23 protein-coding genes and 1 pseudogene (1 of these 24 running past the window's edge) are annotated in these 22,392 nt (G+C 72.6%); 15 read left to right on the top strand and 9 right to left on the bottom strand.

Annotated elements, in window-relative coordinates:
• On the top strand, positions 1-7 hold the 3' portion of the coding sequence (locus ACFW9Z_RS23310; RefSeq protein ID WP_384644006.1) for a PepSY domain-containing protein. 806 nt of this gene lie to the left of the window's left edge; the window shows 7 of its 813 coding nt (coding positions 807-813); its start codon lies off the left edge, out of view; it ends in the stop codon at positions 5-7.
• A 98-nt stretch (positions 8-105) separates the two neighbouring features.
• Here ACFW9Z_RS23310 and ACFW9Z_RS23305 read toward each other — a convergent pair whose 3' ends face one another.
• Together ACFW9Z_RS23305 and ACFW9Z_RS23300 are read right to left on the bottom strand one after the other, a co-directional pair.
• Positions 106-597 (bottom strand): GNAT family N-acetyltransferase, encoded by a 492-nt coding sequence (locus ACFW9Z_RS23305; RefSeq protein WP_384644004.1) that lies wholly within the window; start codon positions 595-597, stop codon positions 106-108.
• 100 nt (positions 598-697) lie between these two features.
• Positions 698-2,731, bottom strand: a complete 2,034-nt coding sequence (locus tag ACFW9Z_RS23300; RefSeq protein WP_384644144.1) for an ATP-binding protein — start codon at positions 2,729-2,731, stop codon at positions 698-700.
• 171 nt (positions 2,732-2,902) lie between these two features.
• On the opposite strand from ACFW9Z_RS23300, the gene ACFW9Z_RS23295 reads away from it, so the two are divergent.
• The 7 genes from ACFW9Z_RS23295 (at position 2,903) to ACFW9Z_RS23265 (ending at position 9,745) form a co-directional block, all read left to right on the top strand.
• Positions 2,903-3,094 carry a hypothetical protein gene (locus tag ACFW9Z_RS23295; RefSeq protein ID WP_384644002.1) on the top strand — a complete coding sequence of 64 codons (192 nt, stop codon included), beginning with the start codon at positions 2,903-2,905 and terminating at the stop codon, positions 3,092-3,094.
• Positions 3,095-3,204: 110 nt separating this feature from the next.
• Complete coding sequence (locus ACFW9Z_RS23290) at positions 3,205-3,744, top strand: hypothetical protein (RefSeq protein ID WP_384644142.1); 540 nt, start codon at positions 3,205-3,207, stop codon at positions 3,742-3,744.
• A gap of 160 nt (positions 3,745-3,904) precedes the next feature.
• Positions 3,905-4,066 (top strand): hypothetical protein, encoded by a 162-nt coding sequence (locus ACFW9Z_RS23285; protein ID WP_384644000.1) that lies wholly within the window; start codon positions 3,905-3,907, stop codon positions 4,064-4,066.
• A gap of 624 nt (positions 4,067-4,690) precedes the next feature.
• Complete coding sequence (locus ACFW9Z_RS23280; RefSeq protein ID WP_384643998.1) at positions 4,691-6,043, top strand: ABC transporter substrate-binding protein; 1,353 nt, start codon at positions 4,691-4,693, stop codon at positions 6,041-6,043.
• A 5-nt stretch (positions 6,044-6,048) separates the two neighbouring features.
• Positions 6,049-7,017 (top strand): carbohydrate ABC transporter permease, encoded by a 969-nt coding sequence (locus tag ACFW9Z_RS23275; RefSeq protein WP_384643996.1) that lies wholly within the window; start codon positions 6,049-6,051, stop codon positions 7,015-7,017.
• A 17-nt stretch (positions 7,018-7,034) separates the two neighbouring features.
• A complete protein-coding gene (locus tag ACFW9Z_RS23270) occupies positions 7,035-7,988 on the top strand; it encodes a carbohydrate ABC transporter permease (RefSeq protein WP_384643994.1) in 954 nt (317 codons plus the stop codon).
• Positions 7,989-8,143: 155 nt separating this feature from the next.
• Entirely contained in the window at positions 8,144-9,745 is a 1,602-nt protein-coding gene (locus ACFW9Z_RS23265) for a glycoside hydrolase family 13 protein (RefSeq protein ID WP_384643992.1), read from the top strand.
• A gap of 58 nt (positions 9,746-9,803) precedes the next feature.
• On the opposite strand, the gene tsaD is transcribed toward ACFW9Z_RS23265, so the two are convergent.
• Both tsaD and ACFW9Z_RS23255 read right to left on the bottom strand, forming a co-directional pair.
• Complete coding sequence (gene tsaD / locus ACFW9Z_RS23260; protein WP_384643990.1) at positions 9,804-10,874, bottom strand: tRNA (adenosine(37)-N6)-threonylcarbamoyltransferase complex transferase subunit TsaD; 1,071 nt, start codon at positions 10,872-10,874, stop codon at positions 9,804-9,806.
• Between the two features lie 130 nt (positions 10,875-11,004).
• On the bottom strand, positions 11,005-11,979 hold the full coding sequence (locus ACFW9Z_RS23255) for an aminoglycoside phosphotransferase family protein (RefSeq protein WP_384643988.1): 975 nt from the start codon (positions 11,977-11,979) through the stop codon (positions 11,005-11,007).
• A gap of 262 nt (positions 11,980-12,241) precedes the next feature.
• Here ACFW9Z_RS23255 and ACFW9Z_RS23250 point away from each other — a divergent pair, with 262 nt between their 5' ends.
• The 3 genes from ACFW9Z_RS23250 to ACFW9Z_RS23240 all read left to right on the top strand — a co-directional run bounded on the left by ACFW9Z_RS23250 (position 12,242) and on the right by ACFW9Z_RS23240 (position 14,105).
• Positions 12,242-12,910, top strand: a complete 669-nt coding sequence (locus ACFW9Z_RS23250; protein WP_384643986.1) for a lysophospholipid acyltransferase family protein — start codon at positions 12,242-12,244, stop codon at positions 12,908-12,910.
• A gap of 4 nt (positions 12,911-12,914) precedes the next feature.
• On the top strand, positions 12,915-13,187 hold the full coding sequence (locus ACFW9Z_RS23245) for a hypothetical protein (protein ID WP_384643984.1): 273 nt from the start codon (positions 12,915-12,917) through the stop codon (positions 13,185-13,187).
• 114 nt (positions 13,188-13,301) lie between these two features.
• A complete protein-coding gene (locus ACFW9Z_RS23240) occupies positions 13,302-14,105 on the top strand; it encodes a VOC family protein (protein WP_384643982.1) in 804 nt (267 codons plus the stop codon).
• A gap of 135 nt (positions 14,106-14,240) precedes the next feature.
• On the opposite strand, the gene ACFW9Z_RS23235 is transcribed toward ACFW9Z_RS23240, so the two are convergent.
• The 4 genes from ACFW9Z_RS23235 to ACFW9Z_RS23220 all read right to left on the bottom strand — a co-directional run bounded on the left by ACFW9Z_RS23235 (position 14,241) and on the right by ACFW9Z_RS23220 (position 18,235).
• Complete coding sequence (locus ACFW9Z_RS23235; RefSeq protein WP_384643980.1) at positions 14,241-15,089, bottom strand: endo alpha-1,4 polygalactosaminidase; 849 nt, start codon at positions 15,087-15,089, stop codon at positions 14,241-14,243.
• 89 nt (positions 15,090-15,178) lie between these two features.
• Positions 15,179-16,489 carry a sensor histidine kinase gene (locus ACFW9Z_RS23230; protein WP_384643978.1) on the bottom strand — a complete coding sequence of 437 codons (1,311 nt, stop codon included), beginning with the start codon at positions 16,487-16,489 and terminating at the stop codon, positions 15,179-15,181.
• On the bottom strand, positions 16,489-17,163 hold the full coding sequence (locus tag ACFW9Z_RS23225; RefSeq protein ID WP_384643976.1) for a response regulator transcription factor: 675 nt from the start codon (positions 17,161-17,163) through the stop codon (positions 16,489-16,491). The genes ACFW9Z_RS23230 and ACFW9Z_RS23225 overlap by 1 nt, the downstream gene beginning before the upstream one ends.
• A gap of 133 nt (positions 17,164-17,296) precedes the next feature.
• The gene (locus tag ACFW9Z_RS23220; protein WP_384643974.1) at positions 17,297-18,235 is read right to left on the bottom strand and encodes a LysR family transcriptional regulator ArgP; all 939 of its coding nucleotides are present in this window, start codon (positions 18,233-18,235) and stop codon (positions 17,297-17,299) included.
• Between the two features lie 66 nt (positions 18,236-18,301).
• Here ACFW9Z_RS23220 and ACFW9Z_RS23215 point away from each other — a divergent pair, with 66 nt between their 5' ends.
• Entirely contained in the window at positions 18,302-18,913 is a 612-nt protein-coding gene (locus tag ACFW9Z_RS23215; RefSeq protein WP_384643973.1) for a LysE/ArgO family amino acid transporter, read from the top strand.
• A gap of 4 nt (positions 18,914-18,917) precedes the next feature.
• Here ACFW9Z_RS23215 and ACFW9Z_RS23210 read toward each other — a convergent pair whose 3' ends face one another.
• Positions 18,918-19,574 (bottom strand): ScbR family autoregulator-binding transcription factor, encoded by a 657-nt coding sequence (locus tag ACFW9Z_RS23210; RefSeq protein WP_384643971.1) that lies wholly within the window; start codon positions 19,572-19,574, stop codon positions 18,918-18,920.
• A gap of 124 nt (positions 19,575-19,698) precedes the next feature.
• Here ACFW9Z_RS23210 and ACFW9Z_RS23205 point away from each other — a divergent pair, with 124 nt between their 5' ends.
• The 3 genes and pseudogenes from ACFW9Z_RS23205 to ACFW9Z_RS23195 all read left to right on the top strand — a co-directional run.
• Positions 19,699-20,649 (top strand): ScbA/BarX family gamma-butyrolactone biosynthesis protein, encoded by a 951-nt coding sequence (locus ACFW9Z_RS23205; protein ID WP_384643969.1) that lies wholly within the window; start codon positions 19,699-19,701, stop codon positions 20,647-20,649.
• Between the two features lie 96 nt (positions 20,650-20,745).
• Positions 20,746-21,615 (top strand): NAD(P)H-binding protein, encoded by an 870-nt coding sequence (locus ACFW9Z_RS23200; RefSeq protein ID WP_384643967.1) that lies wholly within the window; start codon positions 20,746-20,748, stop codon positions 21,613-21,615.
• Positions 21,569-22,384: pseudogene (locus ACFW9Z_RS23195) on the top strand (ScbR family autoregulator-binding transcription factor); the annotation flags it as partial. The gene ACFW9Z_RS23200 and the pseudogene ACFW9Z_RS23195, both read left to right, overlap by 47 nt.
• Between the last annotated feature and the right edge of the window lie 8 nt (positions 22,385-22,392).

Below are 22,392 nucleotides of genomic sequence, written 5' to 3'. Positions count from 1 at the left end.
CGACTGACCGCCGCCGCGGGCACACACCGCCGAGGCACGGGAAGGGGTACGCCGGACACCCGGCGTACCCCTTCCGCTGTTTCCTCTGCGCCTTCCCCGCCTCCCCTATGCCCCCTTGTGCAGGTCGAGGACGTACCGGCGCCCCGGGCGGTCGCCGAACATGACGTCCCCCACCGGCTCGAACCCGGTACGGGCCAGTACGGCGAGGGAGCCCGCGTTGTCGAGCGTGGTCTCCGCCCGCAGCGTGGCGAGCCCGTACTCCGTGACCGCCGACGCGCAGATCCACCGGACCGCCCAGGTCGCCAGACCGCGCCCCGCGGCCTTCTCGGCGATCCGGTAGCCGAGCTCCGCCGACCCTCCCTCGACCCCCACGAGGTTGATCCGCCCCAGCACCGTCCCGTCGGCGTCCTCGATGAGGTGGAAGTGGTGCAGCCCGGCCTCCTGCTCGGCGAGCAGCTCGCCGTGGCGCGCGGCGAAGCCGGTGAAGTAGTCGTCACCCCGGTCCGGCACGGAGGCCGAGAAATAGGCGCGGTTCTCCCGCTCGAACGTGAGCAGGGCCTCGGCATGGCCGGGGCGGAGCCGGCTGATGATCGTCATACCGGCAGGCTAGTGACGCCTCCCCGCACGGGTCCACCGAGTGGACCGGGTGGGCCGAGGGGTGAACCAGCCGTTCCAGCCGGGGGATGAACCAGCCGTTCTACGAGGGGAGCTGCCGTTCCAGGGCGTGGGCCAGGCCGCGCTCCGCGTCGTCGGCCGAGGCCCGCCGGTAGGCCCGTTCGTACGCGGTGTCCCCGGCCGCCCGGCGGGCCTGCCGCTCCCACTGCTCCCGGATCGCCCCGAGCTCCGGGGTGCCGCGGTGGGGGTGGCCGATGATCCGCCAGTACGTGTGGCCCGTGCCGGAGGTCCGGGCGGCGGTGACCCCGTCCCCCTGGGCGGCGATCGCCCCGGCGAGCAGGTCGAGCCCGAGGGCGATGCCGAGGCTGTCGTGGAGCTCGTGCTTGCTCGCGAGCATCGCGCGGGCGTGGCTCTCGGCGTGCCGGGGGCGGCCCTGCAGCAGATGGATGAGGGCGAGCTGGTGGTCGGCGTAGGCCCGTGCCCAGTGTTCGCCGAAGCGCAGGCTTATCCGCTGGAGCCGGGTCGCCTCCTCGTACGCCTCGTCCAGGCGGCCGAGCGCCGACAGGGAGAAGAGACGTATCACCCGGCAGCGCATCCGGGAGGGCGCGTCGGCGGGGTCACCCGGGTGGCGGCGCAGGGCGTGGTCGCTGACCAGGTGCGCGGTCTGGGGCCGGCCCATCATCAGATACGTGAAGCTCACGGAGTGGGCCGCCAGGAGCGCCGCCTCGGCGTCCTGGCTCAGCCGCGCGGCTTCCTCGCACTCCGCCCCGATGCGGCGGGCCGCCTCGTGGTCCCCCTGGAGGGTCAGCGTGATGCCGAGTGCCCAGAGCGCGCGGGTGCGGTGCGGTCCGGCCGAGAGCGGCAGGGCCAGCACCCGTTCCAGATAGGTCCGGGCCTGGTGCAGATGGCCGCAGCAGCTCCAGAACAGACCGGCGCACCCGGCCATCTCCATCGCCCGCTCGGGGTCCTCCGTCAGCAGATGCTCCAGGGCCGCGCAGAGATCCGCGTGCGTGGAGGCGACCCGGTGGTACCACGCGACCTGCTGGGGGCCCAGCCACCCCGTGTGCGCCTGGACCGCCGTCTGCGCGAAGTGCCGGGCGTGCCGGTCGGTGAAGAGCGCGTCCTCCGCCAGCTCGGCGAGCCACATCGCCCCGTACTCGCGCAGGGTGTCCAGCATCCGGTAGCCGTCCCCGGTGCGCCGGAGCACGGACTGCTCGGCGAGGCTCTCCAGCGCGGGGGCGATCTCGTCGGGCCCGAGGGGCCCGCCCGCGCACACCGCCTCGGCGTCGGCCGCCGTGATGACGCCCCGGAAGACGGAGAGCCTCGCCCACAGGAGGCGTTCGAGCGGTGCGCAGAGCTCATGGCTCCAGCCGATCGTGGTGCGCAGGGCGCGGTGGCGGCGGGGCCAGAACGTGTCGTCGCTGAGGGCGTCCAGCCGGGACGCCAGCCGTCCGGTGATCTCCTGCGCGCTGCTCTCGCGGAGCTGGGCGGAGGCCAGTTCGACGGCGAGGGGTATCCCTTCGAGGCGGCGGCAGATCTCGGCCACGGCGGCCGTGTCGCCGGGGGAGTCGAGGGAGAGCCCCGGAACGACGGCGGCCGCGCGCTCGTGGAAGAGCCGGACGGCCTCGTCGCCGTCGTCACCCGCGCTGAGCGGGGGCACCTCCAGGACGTGCTCGCCCTCCGCCCCCAGCGGCTGCCGGCTGGTGGCGAGGACGGTGAGCCCCGGTGCGGCCAGCAGCAGCTCGGTGACGAGCTGCCGACAGGAGTCGACGACCCGCTCGCAGCAGTCGAGGACGAGCAGCAGACGGCGGTCGGAGAGCCATTCGCAGAGCGCGGCCACCGGGCGGCGCGGGCTGTGGTCCAGCAGCCCGACACCGTCGCAGACGGTGGTGGTGAGCAGCTGGTCGTCGTGCAGATGGGAGAGGTCGGCCCACCACACACCGTCCGCGTACCGGTCCCGGGCGCGTTCGGCGGTCCGCAGGGCCAGCCGGCTCTTGCCCACCCCGCCGCTCCCGCTGAGAGTGACCAGCCGGTGATCCTGAAGTGCCCGCTTGATGCTGTCCAGTTCGTGGCCGCGGCCGACGAAACTGGTCGTCACAACGGGGAGGTTGCCCATCACGGAGGCCATCCTGCCTCGCCGAGCCCCACCGCGCCGTTCATAGTGAAAAGCAGTCAAAAACGGCTGACAATGTCTTCTCTTCGATCAGAAGTTGACCCATGGGGAAGGAGACGTCGGCCGTCCGGGCGGGAGCGGGGCACTGTCAGACCCCTGCGTTACGTTTCCGGCATGACGAACTTCGTACCCGCCCCCTCCGAGGCGCCGACGGAACACCCGGAGATCACCTACGTCGGATGCGCCCGGTGCGGCACCCAGATCGCCGGACTCGACGGCCGCTACGCCTGCTCGGGCTGCGGCTGGGTGAACGAGTGGACCGAGGGCCACCGCCCCCTGCCCGCCGCCGGGCCGACGCCCGCCTGACGCCTGCCGGTAGCCCCGCCACGTCTCCGGGCAGCCCTGCCCCGACCTCCGTCGGCCTCCCGCGGAAGCCGCCACCCCCACCACGGAAAGAGAGTGACGTCATGTCCGGCCTGTCCGATCCTCACGGACCCGATGCCATCCGTGCGGCCCTCGCCGCGATCGCCTCCCTGCTCGCCCCGGCGCACCCCGCCGTCGCCGAGGAGGTGCTGCAGGCCCATGACAGTCCTCACGACTACGTGAGCGCCTTCGGGGACCGGCTGGACCAGCGGGGCATCGACGAACCGGTGGACAACCTCGCGTGGATAGCCCTCATCGACGCGCTCGACGCCCACGGACTGCTCGCGGAGTTCGACTGGAAGGAGGACGCGCAGGAGATCCGGGCCCGGCTGACGGAGCTGGAGTCGCGGCCTTCCGCTGACCCGTGGGTGCTCTTCGGTGCCGAGGAGACGCTCCTGCCGACCGAAAGTTTCCTGCATGCCTGCGGCCGCCACTACCGGGAGGTCGGTGCGGCGCTGGCCGTTCTCGGCATCGAGTCCGACTGCCACCCGGTGGTGGGCCTGCCTGCGGCCCGTACCGACGAGCTGACCTCCCTCGCCGCCCGTGCCGGCTTTCCTCTGGAGCACCTCGGCGCGGGCCCCGCCATCCGGTGACCGCCGTCACCGTCGGCCACCCGCTCGCTGTTCCGGCAGGTGCGGGGCGTCTCGGTCCCCGGGTGGGAATCGCGGCGCCCGGTGCCCACCACGTACACTCGCCCCCGCCTCCGCCGACCGGCGGCGGCTATCCGACCCAGACCTGACGGGGAAATTCCGCATGAGTTCCGCAGACAGCACCGACGCACCGATCTACGCCGGCCTCGTGGAGGAACAGGGAGACGTGCCCGCCGAGGTGCGCCGCGTGGCCGAAGAGGTCCTGCGCGACGCCGACCGGGCGATCGACTTCGGCGGCGTACGGTCGTCCGCCGCCTTCCGCTAGCACCGGAGTTCACCGCCTGGTGATGGACATGTCCATCACGGGACGATAAACGTCGTGCAACTATTGCCATGTTCTTGCGTATCTGAGGCGACGGCTTACTGAAGAAGCGTCGCCTGCCGGAGTGGGTGGGGCCGCGGGTCGGCCGGGTGCTCCAGAAGACACCGACGCCGCCGCGGCCACCCGGCGACAGGCTGTGAAAAGCCCGCCCTGTGCCGGTGAACGGCCCGCACGTCCGTGCGGAGAGCGCTCCCAACCCGTCGACGACGGAACGGCCCGGCCGTGTGCATCCCGGCCGCCGCCCAGTCGCCGCACCCCCTTCCTTCTCACGTTTCCCGGCAGGGGCCCCTCACGTTTCCCGGCAGTGACCCGCGCCCCGCCCCGGCTGGAGCCGCTTGCGGGCGTTGCGGAGCCGCCGTGCCCGTAATAGCCGGATCCACCCCTCCGCGTACAGCCTCACGACCGTACTTTCCGGGGTGCTTGCCGCGCGCAACGCTCAAGAGCTGTCAATGATTTACGAAATCAACGCGACATCTTGCGGACATTCGTCGGCGGTGGTTGAGTGTGCTCCGCCACACAGCTCCTGGCTGTGGGCTTCCCGCACTCCTGCCCTAGAGGGGTCCACCGATGAGAAGTCCTGTTCTTCGTCGTACCTGTGCCACCGCCGTCGCCACCGCTCTGGCCGTCACCGGCCTGGCCGCCTGCAACTCCGAGGGCGGGAGCGCCGCGGACGACAGGACGCGCATCACGGTCAACTGCCGGCCCCAGCCGAGTGCGAAGATCGACCACCAGCGGTTCGACGAGGACGTCAAGGCGTTCGAGAAGCAGAACCCGGACATCGCCATCACCGCGCACGACGCCTTCCCGTGCCAGGACCCCAAGACGTTCGACGCGAAGCTCGCAGGCGGTCAGATGGAGGACGTGTTCTATACGTACTTCACCGACACCGAGCGGGTCGTCTCCATCAACCAGGCCGCGGACATCACGGAGTACGTCAAGGACCTCAAGGCGTACAACGACATAGCCCAGCCCCTGCGCGACGCCTACACGGTCGACGGGAAGATCTACGGAGTCCCGCGCACCAACTACTCCATGGGCCTGCTCTACAACAAGGCGCTCTTCACCAAGGCCGGTCTCGACCCCGACAAGCCCCCGGCCACCTGGCCCGAGGTCCAGGCCGCCGCCAAGAAGATCGCGGGCCTGGGCGACGGCACCGTCGGCTTCGCCGAGTACAGCGCCCAGAACCAGGGCGGCTGGCACTTCACCGCCCACATCTACTCGCAGGGCGGCTCGGTCGTCAGCGAGGACGGCAAGAAGGCCACGGTGGACACCCCCGAGGGCAGGGCCGTCCTGCAGAACCTCAAGGACATGCGCTGGCGCGACAACTCCATGGGCGCCAAGCAGCTCCTCATCATCAACGACACCCTCCAGATGATGGGCTCCGGCAAGCTCGGCATGTACCTCGCCGCCCCCGACAACGTGCCGCGCATCGTCAAGGAGGCAGGCGGGAAGTACGAGGACCTCGCGTTCGCCCCGATGCCCGGCGGCAAGGGCACCCTCATGGGCGGCGACGGCTACATGTTCAACAAGAAGGCCACCCCGGACCAGATCAAGGCCGGGCTCAAGTGGCTGGAGTGGACCTTCCTCACCCCGGGCCAGGGCTTCATGAACAACTACGCCCGTGCCGCCGAGGACAAGTCCCCGGTCGGCCTGCCCGAGCCGCGCCTGTTCACCGGGGCCACCGACGCCAAGGACCAGGAGCTGAAGAAGGCCTCGGCCAACGTCCCGGTGGAGAACTACCAGGCGTTCATCGACGGCGGCCAGAAGCTCGACATGAAGCTGGAGCCCAAGCACGGCCAGCAGATCTACGCCGTCCTCGACGGTGCCGTATCCGCGGTCCTCACCAAGAAGGACGCCGACATCGACCGGCTCCTCAAGGACGCCCAGGCCAAGATCGACGGAATCCTGGCCCGGGGCTGAGAGCCATGAAGACCACAGCCCAGCCCGCTCCACCCGCGGTGACGCGGCCCTCCGGTGCGAAGCCCCCCTCAAGGGGTGCCCGCCCGGCGGGCCGGGGGCCGCTGGGCCCGCTGCGCCGGAAGATCGCCGACCAGGCCACCGCCTACGCGTTCCTGGCCGGGGGTCTGCTCTGCTTCATCCTCTTCTCCTGGTATCCGGCCGTCCGGTCCGTGATCATCGCGTTCCAGAAGTACACGCCCGGCTCCGAACCCCAGTGGGTGGGCACCGCCAACTTCACCCGGGTCTTCCAGGACCCCGAGTTCACGGCGGCCTGGCGCAACACACTCACCTTCACTCTGCTCGCCCTGGTCATCGGGTTCGCCGTCCCGTTCGTCATGGCCCTGGTCCTCAACGAACTCCGCCACGCCAAAGCGTTCTTCCGGGTCGTGGTCTACCTGCCGGTGATGATCCCGCCCGTGGTCAGCGCCCTGCTCTGGAAGTGGTTCTACGATCCGGGCGCTGGCCTCGCCAACGAAGTGCTCGGCTTCCTCCACCTGCCGACGTCGAACTGGACCAACGGCTCCGACACCGCCCTCGTCTCCCTGGTCATCGTCGCCACCTGGGCCAACATGGGCGGCACCGTCCTCATCTACCTCGCCGCGCTCCAGGGCATCCCCGGCGAGCTCTACGAGGCCGCCGAGCTGGACGGGGCCTCCGTCCGGCAGCGCATCCGGCACGTGACCATCCCGCAGACCCGGTTCATCATCCTGATGCTGATGCTCCTCCAGGTCATCGCGACGATGCAGGTCTTCACCGAACCCTTCGTCATCACCGGGGGCGGCCCGGAGAACTCCACCGTCACCGTGCTCTACCTGATCTACAAGTACGCCTTCCTCTACAACGACTTCGGCGGCGCCTCCGCCCTCAGCGTGCTGCTCCTGCTGCTGCTCAGCGCCTTCTCCGCCCTGTATCTGCGACTCACCCGCACCGACTGACAGGGGGCCCCGCCACCATGACCCAGACAGCCCCGCCCCCGGTACAGCGGCCACCGGCCGCTCCCGCCACACGGCCCGCAGGCGCACCGGCCGAGCGGTCCGTGCGCACCATCGTCTCCCCGCACGCGCTCGCGACCCGGCGCGGCAAGGCCACGTACTGGTCGGTGTTCGCCCTCGTCGTCCTGCTCTTCGCCCTCGCGTTCCTCTTCCCCGTGTACTGGATGGTCACGGGGGCGATGAAACCGCCCGAGGAAGCGGTGCGCACCCCGCCCACCCTCGTCCCCGAACAGTGGCAGATGACCGGATACACCGACGCCTGGGAGCTGATGCGGCTGCCGACCCACCTGTGGAACACGGTGGTCCAGGCGACCGGCGCCTGGCTGCTCCAGATCGTCTTCTGCACGGCCGCCGCCTACGCCCTGTCCAAGCTGAGGCCCGTCTTCGGCACGGTGATCCTCGGCGGCATCCTCGCCACCCTGATGGTCCCGGTCCAGGCACTCGTCGTACCGAAGTACCTCACCATCGCGGACCTGCCGCTGATCCACGTCAACCTGCTCAACGACCCCCTCGCCATCTGGCTGCCGGCGGTCGCGAACGCCTTCAACCTCTACCTGCTCAAACGGTTCTTCGACCAGATCCCGCGTGACGTCCTGGAGGCGGCCGAGGTCGACGGCGCGGGCAGGCTCCGTACCCTCTGGTCCATCGTGCTGCCCCTGTCCCGCCCGGTGCTCGGCGTCGTCTCCATCTTCGCGCTCGTCGCCGTCTGGCAGGACTTCCTCTGGCCCCTGATGGTCTTCTCCGACACCGACAAACAGCCGATCAGCGTCGCCCTGGTCCAGCTCTCCCAGAACGTGCCCCTGACCGTGCTGATCGGCGCCATGGTCATCGCCAGCATCCCGATGGTCCTGATGTTCCTGGTCTTCCAGCGGCACATCATCGCCGGGATCAGCGCGGGCAGCACCAAAGGCTGACCCATGACCGGGGGCGAAGCCCCATCCGGACCCGCCGCCGCCCCCGGCTTTCCCGCCCCGCTCCGGGGCGGCGGCGCCCGACCTCCAGCACCTCCCTGTTGCGCGGACCGGCACACCCCGCCGGCGACCGCGCCCGTCCGAAAGGAACCCGCCTTATGGAAGGCAGCCAGCCCGCCGCCGACGACTGGTGGCGCTCGGCCGTCATTTACCAGGTCTACGTCCGCAGCTTCGCCGACGGCGACGGCGACGGCACCGGCGATCTGACGGGCGTGCGGTCCCGGCTGCCCTACCTGGCCGAACTCGGCGTCGACGCCCTCTGGTTCACGCCCTGGTACCTCTCGCCGATGGCGGACGGCGGCTACGACGTCGCGGACTACCGGGCCGTCGACCCGGCCTTCGGGACGCTCGCGGAGGCCGAGAAGCTCATCGCCGAGGCCCGTGCGGCGGGCATCCGGACCATCATCGACATCGTGCCCAACCACGTCTCCGACCAGCATGTCTGGTTCAAGGCGGCGCTCGCGGCGGGCCCCGGCAGTCCGGAGCGCGCACTCTTCCACTTCCGCCCCGGCCGCGGCGCCCACGGCGAACTGCCGCCCAACGACTGGGAGAGCGAGTTCGGGGGAGTGCCCTGGACCCGCACCGAGGACGGCGAGTGGTACCTCCACCTCTTCGCCACCGAACAGCCCGACCTCAACTGGGCCCACCCCGCCGTCCGCCGCGAGCACGAGGACGTCCTGCGCTTCTGGTTCGAGCGGGGCGTCGCCGGGGTCCGCATCGACTCCGCCGCCCTCGTCGCCAAGGACCCCGCCCTGCCCGACCTCGCCGGGCACCCGGGCCCGCATCCGTACGTCGACCGGGACGAGCTCCACGACATCTACCGGGGCTGGCGGGCCATCGCCGACGAGTTCGGGGGCATCTTCGTCGGCGAGGTCTGGCTCCCCGACTCCGAGCGCTTCGCCCGCTACCTGCGCCCCGACGAGCTGCACACCGCCTTCAACTTCAGCTTCCTGAGCTGCCCCTGGGACGGCGAGCGGCTGCGCCGGTCCATCGACGAGACCCTCGCCGAACACGCCCCGGTCGGCGCCCCCGCCACCTGGGTCCTCTGCAACCACGACGTCACCCGGACCGTCACCCGCTACGGCCGCGAGGACACCGGCTTCGCCTTCACCAGCAAGGCCTTCGGCGTCCCCAGCGACCCGGAGCTGGGCACCCGCCGCGCCCGCGCCGCCGCCCTGCTCTCCCTCGCCCTCCCCGGCTCCGTCTACCTCTACCAGGGCGAGGAGCTGGGCCTGCCGGAGGCCGACGTACCGCTGGACCGCATCCAGGACCCGATGTACTTCCGCTCCCAGGGCCGGGCCCCCGGCCGCGACGGCTGCCGCACCCCGCTGCCCTGGGCGGCGGACGAACCGTACGCGGGCTTCGGCTCGACGGTGGAACCCTGGCTGCCGATCCCGCCGGACTGGGCGCCCCGCGCCGCCGGCCTCCAGGCCGCCGACCCCGCCTCCATGCTGTCCCTCTACCGCGAGGCCCTGCGGCAGCGCCGCTCCCTGCCCGAGCTGCACACCGGCCGGCTGCGCTGGCTGACCGAGGACCGGGACGTCCTGATGTTCGCGCGCGGGACCACCCTGGTCTGCGCGGTCAACCTGGCCGGGGCCCCCGCCGAACTCCCGGCCCACACCGGCGTACTGCTGGCCAGCGGCCCCCTGGACGAGGACGGCCGACTGCCCAGGGACACGGCGGTGTGGCTGGCGGTCTGACCCCCGTACGACGAAAACCGGCCCCGGACACCGCGACGGCGTCCGGGGCCGAGGCGTCTCAGGCCGCCACGACCGCGCCCCGCGCCACCGGATGCAGCGCCGCGTACTCCAGCGGAGCCGACGGATCGATCGACACGTCCATCGGAGCGGGCTCGGACCCGGCCCGTACGAGCAGGTCGCCGACGGCCGCGATCATCGCCCCGTTGTCCGTGCACAGCCGCAGCGGCGGCACCCGCAGCGTGATCCCGGCCGCCCGGCACCGCTGCTCGGCCAGCTCCCGCACCCGCGAGTTGGCGGCCACCCCGCCGACCACCACCAGCGTGGAGACCCCGTGATCCCGGCAGGCCGCCACCGCCTTGCGGGTCAGCACATCGGCCACGGCCTCCTGGAGTGATGCGGCGCCGTCGGCCAGCGGCAGCTCCCCGCCCGCCACGCGCCGCTGCTCGGCCCAGCGGGCGGCAGCCGTCTTCAGCCCGGAGAAGGAGAAGGCGTACGGGGCGTCCCGGGCCCCGGTCATCGGGCGCGGGAACGCCACCGCACGCGGATCGCCCTCCCGCGCCACCCGGTCGATCGCCGGACCGCCCGGGTAGGGCAGCCCGAACACCCGGGCCACCTTGTCGAAGCACTCACCGGCCGCGTCGTCCACGGTGTCCCCGAGGTGGACGATCGGGTCACGGGCGAGATCGCGTACGAGCAGCAGCGAGGTGTGGCCGCCGGAGACGATCAGCACCACACAGGGATCGGGGAGCGGGCCGTGCTCCAGGGTGTCCGCGGCGACGTGCCCTGCCAGGTGATGGACCCCGTACAGCGGCACGCCGAGCGCGTACGCCAGTCCCTTCGCCCCGGCCAGCCCCACCTGGAGCGCCCCGGAGAGACCGGGCCCGGTGGTGACGGCGACCGCGCCGATGTCCGACATCCGCAGCCCCGCGCTCTCCAGCGCCTGCCGGACGACCGGGCCGAAGGAGTGCACATGGGCCCGCGCGGCGATCTCGGGCACGACACCGCCGAAGCGGGCGTGCTCGTCCATGCTGGACGCGAGCGCGTGCCCCAGCAGACGCCCGTCCTGGACCAGACCCGCCCCGGTCTCGTCGCACGACGACTCGATCCCCAGCACCACGGGAGAGCCCACGGGTGCCTCCTTGCCATGCATCAGTAGTTGCAATCTATGTGCAACAAGGTAACCGACGGCCCGCCCGAGCCGTGTACCGGATCACGCCCTGGCCATGTGCCGGATCACGCCCGAGCCGGGTGTCAGGTCATCAGGACCGGTGCTCCAGAAGCGTCGTGGCCAGGGCGGCCTGAGCGGGTTCCAGCGCGGTCCTCCCGTCCTCGATGTCCCAGAGCGCGTTCTGCAGCACCCGGCCCAGCGTCCAGCCGGTGGCCCGCGCCCGGTCGAGGTGGAGCGCCTCGGTGAGCAGGTCGAACCGGTACAGCACGGGGCCCGTCACCCCGCCCTCCACCACCGTCCCCCAGCGGATGTCCAGGGCGGGCCACAGCTCGAACCCGGGATCACCGGCCAGCGGTTCGGGATCGATGGCGAGCCACGGCTCGCGCTCACCGGCCAGCACGTTGCCGTCGTGCAGATCCCAGTGGAGCAGCCGGTCGCCCGCCTCACCGGCCAGCTCGGCCACGGCGGCCGCGCAGGTGCGTACAAGCTCCCGTTCCGCCGGATCGCGCAGCTTCGGCACCGCCCCGGGCGTCTGCTCGACCATCGCGGCGGCGAGGTCGGCGAGCCTGCGCATCCCCTGCGGCGCGGGCACCGCCGACAGCCGGGCCATGAGCCCGGCCAGCACCTTCATCACCGCCGTCCCGTCCGGCTCCGCCGACAGCGGGCGCCCCGCGTCCAGCCGTTCCAGCAACTGCGCACCCGCCTGCGCGTCGACGTCGAGCAGCCGGACCACCCCGTCGCCGTTCCAGGCCCGGAGCCCCGCCGCCACCCCGGAGCTCTCCTCGGCGGGCGGCTGGAGCTTGAGCACGGCGGGCGTCCCGTCCGCGCGGACCACCGGCAGCACGAGCCCGGCCATGCCATGGCCGGCCGGGCCGTCCCGCCGCAGCTCCCAGCGGTCCAGGAACCCGGCGGCCAGCCGGGGCAACGCGGCCGGCCAGGCCCGGCCTTGGGCGTCGCCGGGGGCGCCGTACGAGGAGACCAGGGCATCGGGGACGTCGAAAGCGGGGGCTTCGAAAGCGGGGGAGTCGAAGCCGGGGGACGGGGCGGGGGACGGGACGGGGCTCATGCGGGGCAGCTCCTCGGGGGACGTCTCCGGAGCACGGAGGCTTCGTCGGCGGACACCCGCAGTCTGCCGCCGGGCCCGCACCTCACGCGCATGCTTTTCCGCCGGGCGGGGCGCGACGGCTCTCTTCCACCGTGCAGGGCGCGACAGCCGAGCACCGCAGCGCACCCCGGCTGAGTATCCGAACTCAGGTCCGAGACCCCCGCCGCCACGACGATGAACACGACCGACCAGGTCACCCCGCCATCCGGACCCCAGGAGAGCCGTGCTCAGCAGCGTCGCAGCCGCCGTCATCCCTTGCCTCGGCCGCCTCACCGTCACCTCCGACCCCGGCGGTGCCCCGGCGCCCGGCTCCATCATCGTCGCCAACCACACCTCCCTCGCCGACCCCGGCATCGTCCTCGCCGCGCTGCTGCGGCTCGACGTCGAACCGGTGGTCATGGCCACCGCGGGGCTCTGGCGCATCCCGGTCCTCGGCCGGCTCCTGGAGCGCGGCGGCCATGTGCCCGTGCACCGCGGCACCCACCGGGCGGCCGACGCCCTCGACACGGCCGCCGCCGCGCTCGGGGCGGGGCGGCACGTCCTCATCTACGGGGAGGGGCGGCTGCCCCTGCGTACGGATGCGGCCGAGGCCCCGCCGGAGAGGTTCCGCAGCGGCCTCGCCCGGCTGGCCCACGTATCGGGCGCACCCGTCGTCCCCCTCGGCCAGGCAGGCGCCCGCAGGGTGACCTCCGGCCGGTGCGCCAAGCAGATCGCCGGGTTCCTCACCGCCCCGGCCCGCCGCCCCCGGCTCCACGTCCACCTCGGCTCCCCGGTGCACCTGCCCCCGGGCGTCCCGGCCGCGACCGCCACCGCACGCGAAGCCGTCACCACGGCCTGGCGCACGGCCGCCCGGCACCTCGGCGAACCCGCGGCGGCGCCCGCCCTGCGGTGAACCCGTGGAGCGGACGGACGGGTCGACGGTCCGGGTGTGGGCCGAGGTGTCCGTGACACCCCACAGCGCCGAAGCCCCGTATCCAGCGGCCTGGAAGGCCCGGCTGACCGCGCCCGGCGGTGAGGCGCTGCTGCTCAGAGGGGCCGTGACCCTGGTACTGGACGCCGGTTCCCGCCGGCCGGCCGAGGTGACGCACACGCACCTGTCGCCCGGGGCGCACCCCCCGAGCTGGACGGAGATCGAGGGCGTGTCCCCGCCCCCGGCCGCCGACCGGTGACCGTTCCGCGCCGACCGGGCCCGCAGGTCCCGGGGGCAGGCGCCCGGGTGGCGCCGCCGAGCCGGGCAGCGTAGGTATGGGAGGCATGGTGTCCCGGCGAGGAGACGGATCCCGATGACGGAGGCAGAGCAGACCACCCCTGTGCACGGCGTCCCCTGCTGGGTGAGTCTCATGACCCGGGACCTGCGCGCCGCACAGGACTTCTACGCGGCCGTTCTCGGATGGACCTTCCGCTCCGGCACCCTGGGCGAGGGGTTCTCCGTCGCGCACGCCGACAACCTGCCCGTCGCCGGGATCGGACAGATCGCGCCCGGCCTGCCCACCGCCACCGCCTGGACCCCGTACTTCGCCGTCGCCGACGTGGACGCCACCGCCTCCCGCGTACGGGAACGCGGCGGCACGATCGCCGTCGGCCCGATCCGGCTCGGCCCCGGCCGGGGAGCCATGGCCGCCGACCGCGACGGAGCCGGGTTCGGCTTCTGGGAGGGGCGGACCCCGCCGTGGTCCATCGGCCGCGACAGCGCACCCGCCGCCCTCGAACTGCGCACGAGCCACGCCTTCGACGCGGCCATCTTCTACGCCGAGGTCTTCGGCTGGGACCCGCTGGAACCCGGCGGCTGCGAGGTCGGCTACGCCTACCAGCAGGACACCGTGGTCGTCCGGCAGGGCGGCCAGACCGTCGCCACCCTGCGCGGCGGCGGCGACGGGGCGTCCCCCGACCCCCGGCTGCGCCCCCGGTGGCACGTCCGCTTCCAGGTCGACGACCTGACGGTGGCCACCGAAGCCGCACGGAAGGCGGGCGGCACGGTCTCCCCGCCGACGCTCTCCCCGGACGACGGACCCGAAACGGTGATCGACGACCCCGACGGGGCCCTGTTCACGGTCTCCGCCCGCCGGAGCCCCGCCTCCCCGGAGTGACGCCCGCCGGAGCTCCGCCTCCCGGAGCGAGCCGCCGGGGCCCCGCGTCTCCGGAGTGACGCCTGCCGGAGCCCCGCCTCCCCGGAGTGAGCCGCCGGAGCCCCGCGTCCCTGGAGTGACGGGCGCCGGGGCGCGTCAGCAGGTGCGGAACACGTACCCCGGCCGCCCCGACGGCCGGACGTCGAGGTCCCGGTGGACGACCGAGAGCTTCTTGCCCACGGCGGAGCAGACCTTGGCGAAATCACGGGCGGTGTACTCGATGACGAAGACCCTGTTGCCGTACGCGGCGGCGTAGTCGGCGCACTCGTCGTAGCGGCCGCACTCCTCCGCGACCGCGAAGTCGAAGCCGATCGCCTTGCGCCGCTCCAGCAGGTCGGTGGTGTTCTTCTGGCCGATCGCCAGTCCCGCCGCGTGCGCCCGGGTGGCCAGCAGCTTGGCGAAGGCGGCGTTGTGCGCCCGGGTGAGCCGACCGCCGGAGCGCTCGTACGAATCGAGGTTGTCCGGCTCCACCGCCTGGAACCCGGCCTTCGCACAGCCGTCGATCCAGCCGCCGACGATCTTCGCCAGCCGGTTCCGCTTGGCCGCCGTGGAGGTGTCGAGCAGCGCCTCGCCCCAGGCCTCGTCGTCGACCGGCCTGCCCCTGCCGTCGCGCAGCAGCAGGTCCGGGTTCTTCTTCTGCCACCAGCCCATGGCGTCCGGCTGGGTCTGGAAGGCGTTGACGTAGCAGACGTTGTACAGACCGCGTACGGGCTTGGCGCCCCGGTCGCGCGAGAGCGCCTTGACTCCGGCGGGCGGGGTGTAGGCCCCGCCGATCTGGTAGTCGAAGGTCGCGTCGGCCTTCGGGAGGACGATCTCGGGCGCGGGTTTCGCCGCGAAGGCGCTGGAGAGCAGGAGCCCCGCGCCCGCTGTCACGGCGACCCCGCCGGCCAGGGCCGCGAGGGTGGACCTGCGGCGGAGGAAGGGGGTGACGGCGTGCTTGGACATGGGGACTCCCGTGCGTGGTCTGCGTACCTGCCTCCGCATCATGAACGGCCGATCATGAGCGAATCGTGAGCGTCGGCCCTCGGGCTGCCTCAGCTCTTCCGGGCCCGGCTCCGCCGCGAGCGGGCGGGCGCGAGCCGCAGGACGAACTCCGCGCCGCCGCCGGGCCGGGCGTGCACGGTGAGGGCGCCCCGGTGGGCGAGCGCGACCCGGTGCACCAGCGAGAGGCCGATGCCCGTACCGCCGCCCGGTGAGCGGAAGCGCTCCATCAGCTCCGGCAGCCGCCCCGGCTCCACCCCCGGACCCCGGTCGGCGACCGATACCTCCGGCCCCCGTACGGTCACGAGCAGCTCGGCCCGGCCCGGCTCCCCGGGCGTCCGGCCGTGGCGTACGGCGTTGTCGAGCAGGTTGCGCACGGCCACCCGCACCAGCGCCGGGTCGGCGTCGACCACCGACTCCGTCTGCCGCAGCTCCAGGCGGTGCCCGCCCTCCGGCAGATCGGCGCACACCTCCTCCACGAGCTGGTCCAGCCGCAGCGGTTCGGCCCGTACGGAGTCCACGGCGGCCTCCAACCGCCCCCGGGTCAGCAGGTTCTCCACCACATGGCCCATCCGGTCCGCCGCCCGGCGGATCCTCGGCAGATGGGTCTCCACCCCGCCCGGACCGCGCCCGGCCACTTCCACCGCACCGCGCATCACCGCCACCGGCGTCCGCAGCTCGTGCGCCGCGTCGGCCAACAGCCGCTCCTGCTGCTCCAGCGCCTGCCAGGCGGGCCGCATGGACCGCCCGGAGAGCACATGGCCGGTGAGCGCGGCCAGAGCGGTGAGGGCGGCACACCCCACGACCAGGGAAAGGACCAGGCTGCGGTGTTCGGCCGACCCGTACGCCGGGTCGCCGACCGCGACGGCCGCGCCCGCCACCGCGTCGGTGGCGTCGTGGTAGAAGGGCACGGCCAGCAGGCGGACGGGTCCGCCCGTACGGTCGCGGGCCTCCGAGCGCACCGCCCCCTCCGCGCGCATCGCCGACCGCGCCGCCCCCGCGAGCGTCCCGGCCGGTACGTCGAACTGCTGGACGCTGCCCCGGAACACCACGGCCGGACCGTCGCCGGGCCGGTCCTCCAGCACCAGGATCTGGGGTGTGCCCGCCGTCGCCTCGTCGTCGCTCAGGCCGTCGAGCCGGATGCGGTCGTCCTCGTAGTAGACGAGCGAGGCGGCGACGGAGGCCCGGCGGCGCATCTCGTCGTACTCGGCGGCCTCCCGGGACCGGTCGTCGGTCCGGATCACCAGCCAGGACAGACAGCTCAGCCCCACGACGGTGATCAGGGTGTACGCGGCGGTCAGGCGCAGTTGCAGCCGACGCAGCCGGGTCCGGGCCGGGGAGCGGCGCCGTGCGGAGCCCGCCATCAGGAGGGCCCGGGCCCCGCGCCCAGCAGGAACCCCTGGCCGCGCACGGTGTGCACCAGGCCCGGGGCACCGAGTTTGCGCCGTACGCCCGCGATGACGGCGTCCACCACGTTGGAGACGGGGTCGGCCATCTCGTCCCAGCAGTGCTCCAGCAACGCCGTACGCGTGACGACGCTGTCCCGGTGGACCAGGAGCTGCTGGAGCACCGCGTACTCCTTCGGGCTCAGCGACAGCAGCACCCCGCCCCGCCGCACCTCGCGCCGCGCCAGGTCCATCACCACGTCCGCACAGCTCAGGAAGGCGGGCAGCCGCTCGGCCGCGCGCCGGGTCAGGCTGCGCACCCGCAGGACCAGTTCACGCATCGCGAACGGCTTGGCGAGGTAGTCGTCCGCCCCGCTCTCCAGTCCGTGCAGCCGGTCGTCCAGGGCATCCAGGGCGGTGAGGCAGAGCACGGGCACGGACCAGCCCGCCCGGCGCCGGTCCGCCAGCCGCGCGAGCGAGTCGCCGGAGGGCAGCATCCGGTCCAGAACCACACAGTCGTACGGGGTGATGTGCAGCATCACGTCCGCCTCGGGCCAGTCGTCCGTCCCGTCCACGGCGAACCCGGCCTCGCGCAGCCCCGCCGCGACCACCGCCCGCAGGTCCTCGTCGTCCTCCACCAGCAGCACGCGCAAGGAGACGCCTCCGGGTCGCTCGGGGATGGCCCCCGCGGAGCGCCCCGGTGGCCGTGCGTACGGAACCGGGGGCCGGGCCCCGGGGGAGGGACCCGCCATCCTAAGGCGTGGCGCGGACCGCCCCGCTCCCGCACTACGCGCGCGGCCCGCCGTTCCCCGGCCGGTCCACGTCGAGCGCTTCGGCGGCCTCGGCCAGCACGGCTGCGGCCACGGCCGCCAGGGCCGGTGAGTCGAGCTTCCACTGCTGCCAGTACAGCGGGACATCGACATGACGGTCCGGGGCGAGGCCCACCAGCCGACCGCGCGCGAGCAGCGGACGCGCCTGCGTCTCGGGCAGCATGCCCCAGCCCATCCCCGCCACCACCGCGTCCACGAACCCCTCCGACGTGGGCACGAAGTGGCGCCGCGCCCGCTCCCCGCGCCCGCGTCCGAGGGCGCGGAGGAAGGCGTCCTGGAGGTCGTCGCGCCGGTCGAAGTCCACCACCGGCGCATCCGCGATCAGATCGCGCAACGGAACCCCGGTGCCCCGCCCGAGCCACCGTCCGGCGAAGGCCCCGGTCGCCACCGGCAGGTAGCGCATCCGGCCCAGACTCCGCACCGAACAGCCCGACACGGCCTCCGGCGATGAGGTCACCGCCGCCATCACCACCCCCTCGCGGAGCAGCGCGGCCGTATGGTCCTGGTCCTCCCGGCGGAGCTCGTAACCGATCCCCAGCTCCTCCGGAACGCGGCCCAGCGCGGGCAGGAACCAGGTCGCCAGGGAGTCGGAGTTCACCGCGATGGTCAGCCGCGTCGGCTCGCCGGGACCGGACATCCCGAGGGCGGACCGCGTGTCCTGTTCCAGCCGGGCCAGCCGACGGGCGAAGCGCACCACGACCTCGCCGGACTCGGTCGGCCGGACCGGCTTCGTCCGCAGCAGCAGGACCCGGCCCGTGCGCTGCTCCAGCGCCTTCACCCGCTGGCTGACCGCCGACGGAGTCACATGCAGGGCGCTCGCCGCCGCGTCGAAGGTGCCTTCGTCGACCACGGCCAGCAGGGTCCGCACCTGATCGAGCGGGAGTTCCGACATCACACCAGCTAATGATACGTAAGAATCATTAGCTGTACACGAAGGTCGGGTCTCCCTAGCGTCGACGCCATGACCAACGCTCTGACCACCGCGGCCGCCGGATTCGGCACCGGCCTCTCCCTCATCGTCGCCATCGGCGCCCAGAACGCCCTGGTCCTGCGCCAGGGCGTCCGCCGTGAGGCCGTCGCCCCGGTGGTGGCCATCTGCGCCCTGTCCGACGCGGTGCTCATCGCCCTCGGTGTGGCCGGGGTCGGTGCCGTCGTGGTGGCCTGGCCGTCCGCCCTGACCGTGGTCTCCCTGCTGGGTGCCGCGTTCCTGATCGGTTACGGCGTACTCGCCGCGCGCCGGGTCTTCCGCCCCTCGGCCCTGAAGCCGCAGGACGCGCCCTCCGGGGCGAGGCGGGGCGCGGTGCTCGCCTGCCTCGCGATGACCTGGCTCAACCCCCACGTCTACCTCGACACCGTCTTCCTGCTCGGCTCCATCGCCTCCGAACGCGGGCCGCTGCGCTGGACGTTCGGGGTGGGCGCGATGTTTGCCAGCCTCTGCTGGTTCGCCGCTCTCGGGTTCGGCGCCCGGCTGCTCGGCGGGGTCCTCGCCCGCCCGTCGTCGTGGCGGGTTCTGGACGGTCTCGTCGCCGCGATGATGATCGGCATCGGCGCCCGACTGGCCCTGTCGGCCTGACCGTTCACGCCCGGACGGGGCCTCGGTGCGTGGGGGCGCTGCGGGTGAGCCGGGCGCTGCGCCGCGGGTCGAGGTCGAGGGCCACGAGGATGGCGGGGGCGGCGATGCTGGGGAGGATGTGCCGCTGGAGGGTGAGGTAACGCTGTTCCAGATCACGGTAGTTGCTGAGTGTCTGGGAGACCGCCTGGATACCGGAGAAGGCCGCGACATAGAGGTCGGCCGTCTCGGTGGGGTTGACGTGCGGGAGGAGTTCGCTGTTCTGTTTGGCTTGGGCCAGAAGATCGTGAGTGGTCTGCTGCCAGCGGAGGAAGGGGCCGGTGCGGTCCAGGCCCTGGGCCTGCTGGTCCATGGAGAGGCGGACACCGGCACGGGTGAGGAGACTGGTGTGGAGGCGGTGGCTGAACAGCATCCCCATGTCCACGAGCTCCTGCAGTCTGAGGAGTTGACCGGGGACCGGGGGTGGGGGTTCCTGTGCCTCCAGGACACCGAGTGCGAGCTCTTCCTTCGACGAGAAATGGAAGTAGAGGGCGCCTTTGGTGAGTCCGGCGATTCTGAGTATTTCCGTAATGGTCGCGGCTTGGTAGCCGTGTTTCTCGAAGGTCTGGGCTGCTGCCATCAGGATTGCCCGGCGGGTGCGGATTCCCCGGTCCTGCTTGGCCATCCTGTCTCCTCCGTCGCGGTGGGGTGCCGGGTATCAAGATAGAAAGAAAACCGCTTAGTCTGTATCTTATCAGCGCGTATACCGCAGGAACGACACGCCATCACATGACCCCTGGGGGGGAGTTATGCCCGAAGCAGCAGTGTTGACCGATCCTGTACCGGCATCGGCCGTGGGTTCGGAGGTCCGAGTGGTTCATCCGGTGGGAATGGAGTTGGTGCACAGGACCAGGCCGGAGGACGCCTTTCCGCGAAGCTGGGAGAAGGTGGGCCCGGACCGGTTCTCCGTGGAGGCGGTGCTCCCGCACGACCATCCGTTCTTCGCCCCGGTGGGAGCGGACCGCCATGATCCGCTCCTGGTCACGGAGGCGATGCGGCAGGCGGCGATGCTGGCCTTCCACGCCGGGTACGGAGTCCCGGTCGGCCACCACTTCCTGATGGCCGATCTGGACTACGCGACCCACCCCGACCACCTGGAGGTGGGCGGCCTGCCCACCGTGATCGACGTGGAGGTCACCTGCTCCGAGCTCAAGTGGCGCGGCGGGCTGCCGGTTCAGGGGCGCGTGGACTGGGTGGTGCGCCGGGCGGGGCAGTTGGTCGCCACGGGGATGGGGGCGACCAGGTTCACGAGCCCGCGCGTCTACGAGCGGATGCGCGGCGGCGCCGCGGTGCCGGGCGAGGTGATACCGGAGACGGCACCCGTTCCCGCCGCCCGGGCGGGCCGTGCCCGGGCGGAGGACGTGGTGCTGTCGGAGAGTTCGCGCGAGGGGGTCTGGGAGCTGCGGGTGGACACCCGTCACCCCACGCTGTTCCAGCGGCCCAACGACCATGTGCCGGGGATGCTGTTGCTGGAGGCGGCGCGGCAGGCGGCGTGCCTGGTGGCGGGGGAGGACGGGTTCGTTCCGGCCGAGGGGACCACACGGTTCCACCGGTACGCGGAGTTCGGCAGTCCGTGCTCGATCGGTGCGGAGGTGCTGCCGGGCGCGGCGCCGGGTGGCGCGAGGATACGGGTGACGGGCCACCAGGACGGCGAGCCGGTCTTCGTCACGGTGCTGTCGGGCCCTGTGGACGCGGCCTGAACCGGAGCCGCGGCTTCGGGAGCCCGGCCGGTGCGCAGTGGGGTTGTGGGCTGTGGGTGGAACCATGTTGATGACGGTGTGTGAGGGGTGTGTGGGGTGATCCTGGTAACGGGAGCGACCGGTGCGGTGGGGCACGAGGTGGCCGGTCTGCTGGCGGATGCCGGGCCGGTGCGGATTCTGGCGCGGCGCCCGGAGCGGGTGGCGGTGCGGGGTCCCGAAGTCGAGGTCGTGGCGGGGGAGTACGGCGACCGGGGCGCCCTCGACCGGGCGTTGCGGGGCATCGACGCGGTGTTCCTGGTGACGAACAACCCCACGGAACCCGATGACGAAAGGGTCGCGTCGGCGGCCGCTGCCGCGGGCGTCCGCCATCTCGTGAAACTGTCCATGATGGCGGTGGAGGAGCCGGGCGCCGACGACTTCATCACCCGCCTCCAGCGCGGCAACGAGCAGGCCGTCCGGGACTCCGGGGTCCCCTGGACCTTCGTCCGTCCCAGGACGTTCATGTCCAACACGCTGTCCTGGGCACCGGGCATCCGGTCGGACGGCGTGGTCCGGGCCCTGTACGGAACATCGCCGGTCGCCTGCGTCGATCCGCGGGATGTCGCCGCGGTGGCGGTCGCCGCCCTCACCGGGACGGGCCACGAGGGCCGGGCGTACGCGGTGTCGGGGCCCGAGGCGATCACCGCGCGCGAGCAGACGGCCCAGCTCTCCGAGGCGCTGGGACGCCCGCTGCACTTCGAGGAACTGACCTTGGACCAGGCCCGTGAGGCGCTGCTCGCGAAGTACCCGAAGCCGGTGGCCGAGGCGTTCCTGGAGAGCGCGGAGCGCCAGCGGGCGGGGGCGAAGGCAGCCGTGGTGCCGACCGTCGAGAAGCTGACGGGCCGCCCCGCCCGGACCTTCCGTACCTGGGCGGCGGACCATGCGGAGGCGTTCGGACAGGCCGGTCGCGGCGGGCGCGAGGACTGATCGGCCGGCGGATCCCGAGGCGCCCCTCACCGGGCACCCCGGGGTCCGCCGTCAACATATTCGCGCATGCATTCCTCTGGAAATCAAACCGCAAAGTTGGTTTGATATGGCCCATGATGCTGCTTCACCGCCCCGGGGGAGAGCCGCCGGTCCCCGCGGCTCACGGTTCAGGGCCCTGTCCAGGCCGGTGCTCCCTTCGGCGGAGCCCCCGGTGACCAAGCAGGTACGCGCTGTCCGTACCCGCCAGGCACTGATCCGTTCCGCGGCGATCGTGTTCGAGCAGCAGGGGTACGAGCAGGCGCGGCTGGCATCGATCAGCGGCGGGGCCGGGGTCAGTTCGGGCGCTCTGCACTTCCACTTCGCGAACAAGGTCGCGGTCGCCGAAGCCGTGGTCGCGGAGGCGTCACACAGCCTGCTGGACGTGTCCAGCGCCATCCGGCGGAGGTCGGACACGGCCCTGCAGGCCCTGGTCGACACGTCTCACGCCCTGGTGGACCTCCTCGGCCGGGACCCCGTGATGCGGGCCGGGTTCCGGCTCAGCTGCGACGGGGAGCGGGCCGGTGAACCGGGCCTGCGGACGCAGTGGCAGGTCTGTGTACGGGAGTTGCTGGACGAGGCCGATGCGGCGGGCACCCTCGCCGGGGGCGTCTGCCGCAGGGACATCACCGCCGCGACGGTCGCCGCGACGACCGGGTTCGAGGTGCTCGGGAGGTCCGACTCCCAGTGGCTCTCCGCGCAGACGCTCACCGGCTTCTGGCAGTTGCTGCTCCCCCGGCT

Origin of the sequence: Streptomyces sp. NPDC059452 (assembly GCF_042750035.1) — a bacterium.
Classification (GTDB): Bacteria; Actinomycetota; Actinomycetes; order Streptomycetales; family Streptomycetaceae; genus Streptomyces.
Note: the sequence above shows the minus strand (reverse complement) of the source record. Positions and strands in the feature narration are given on the sequence as shown.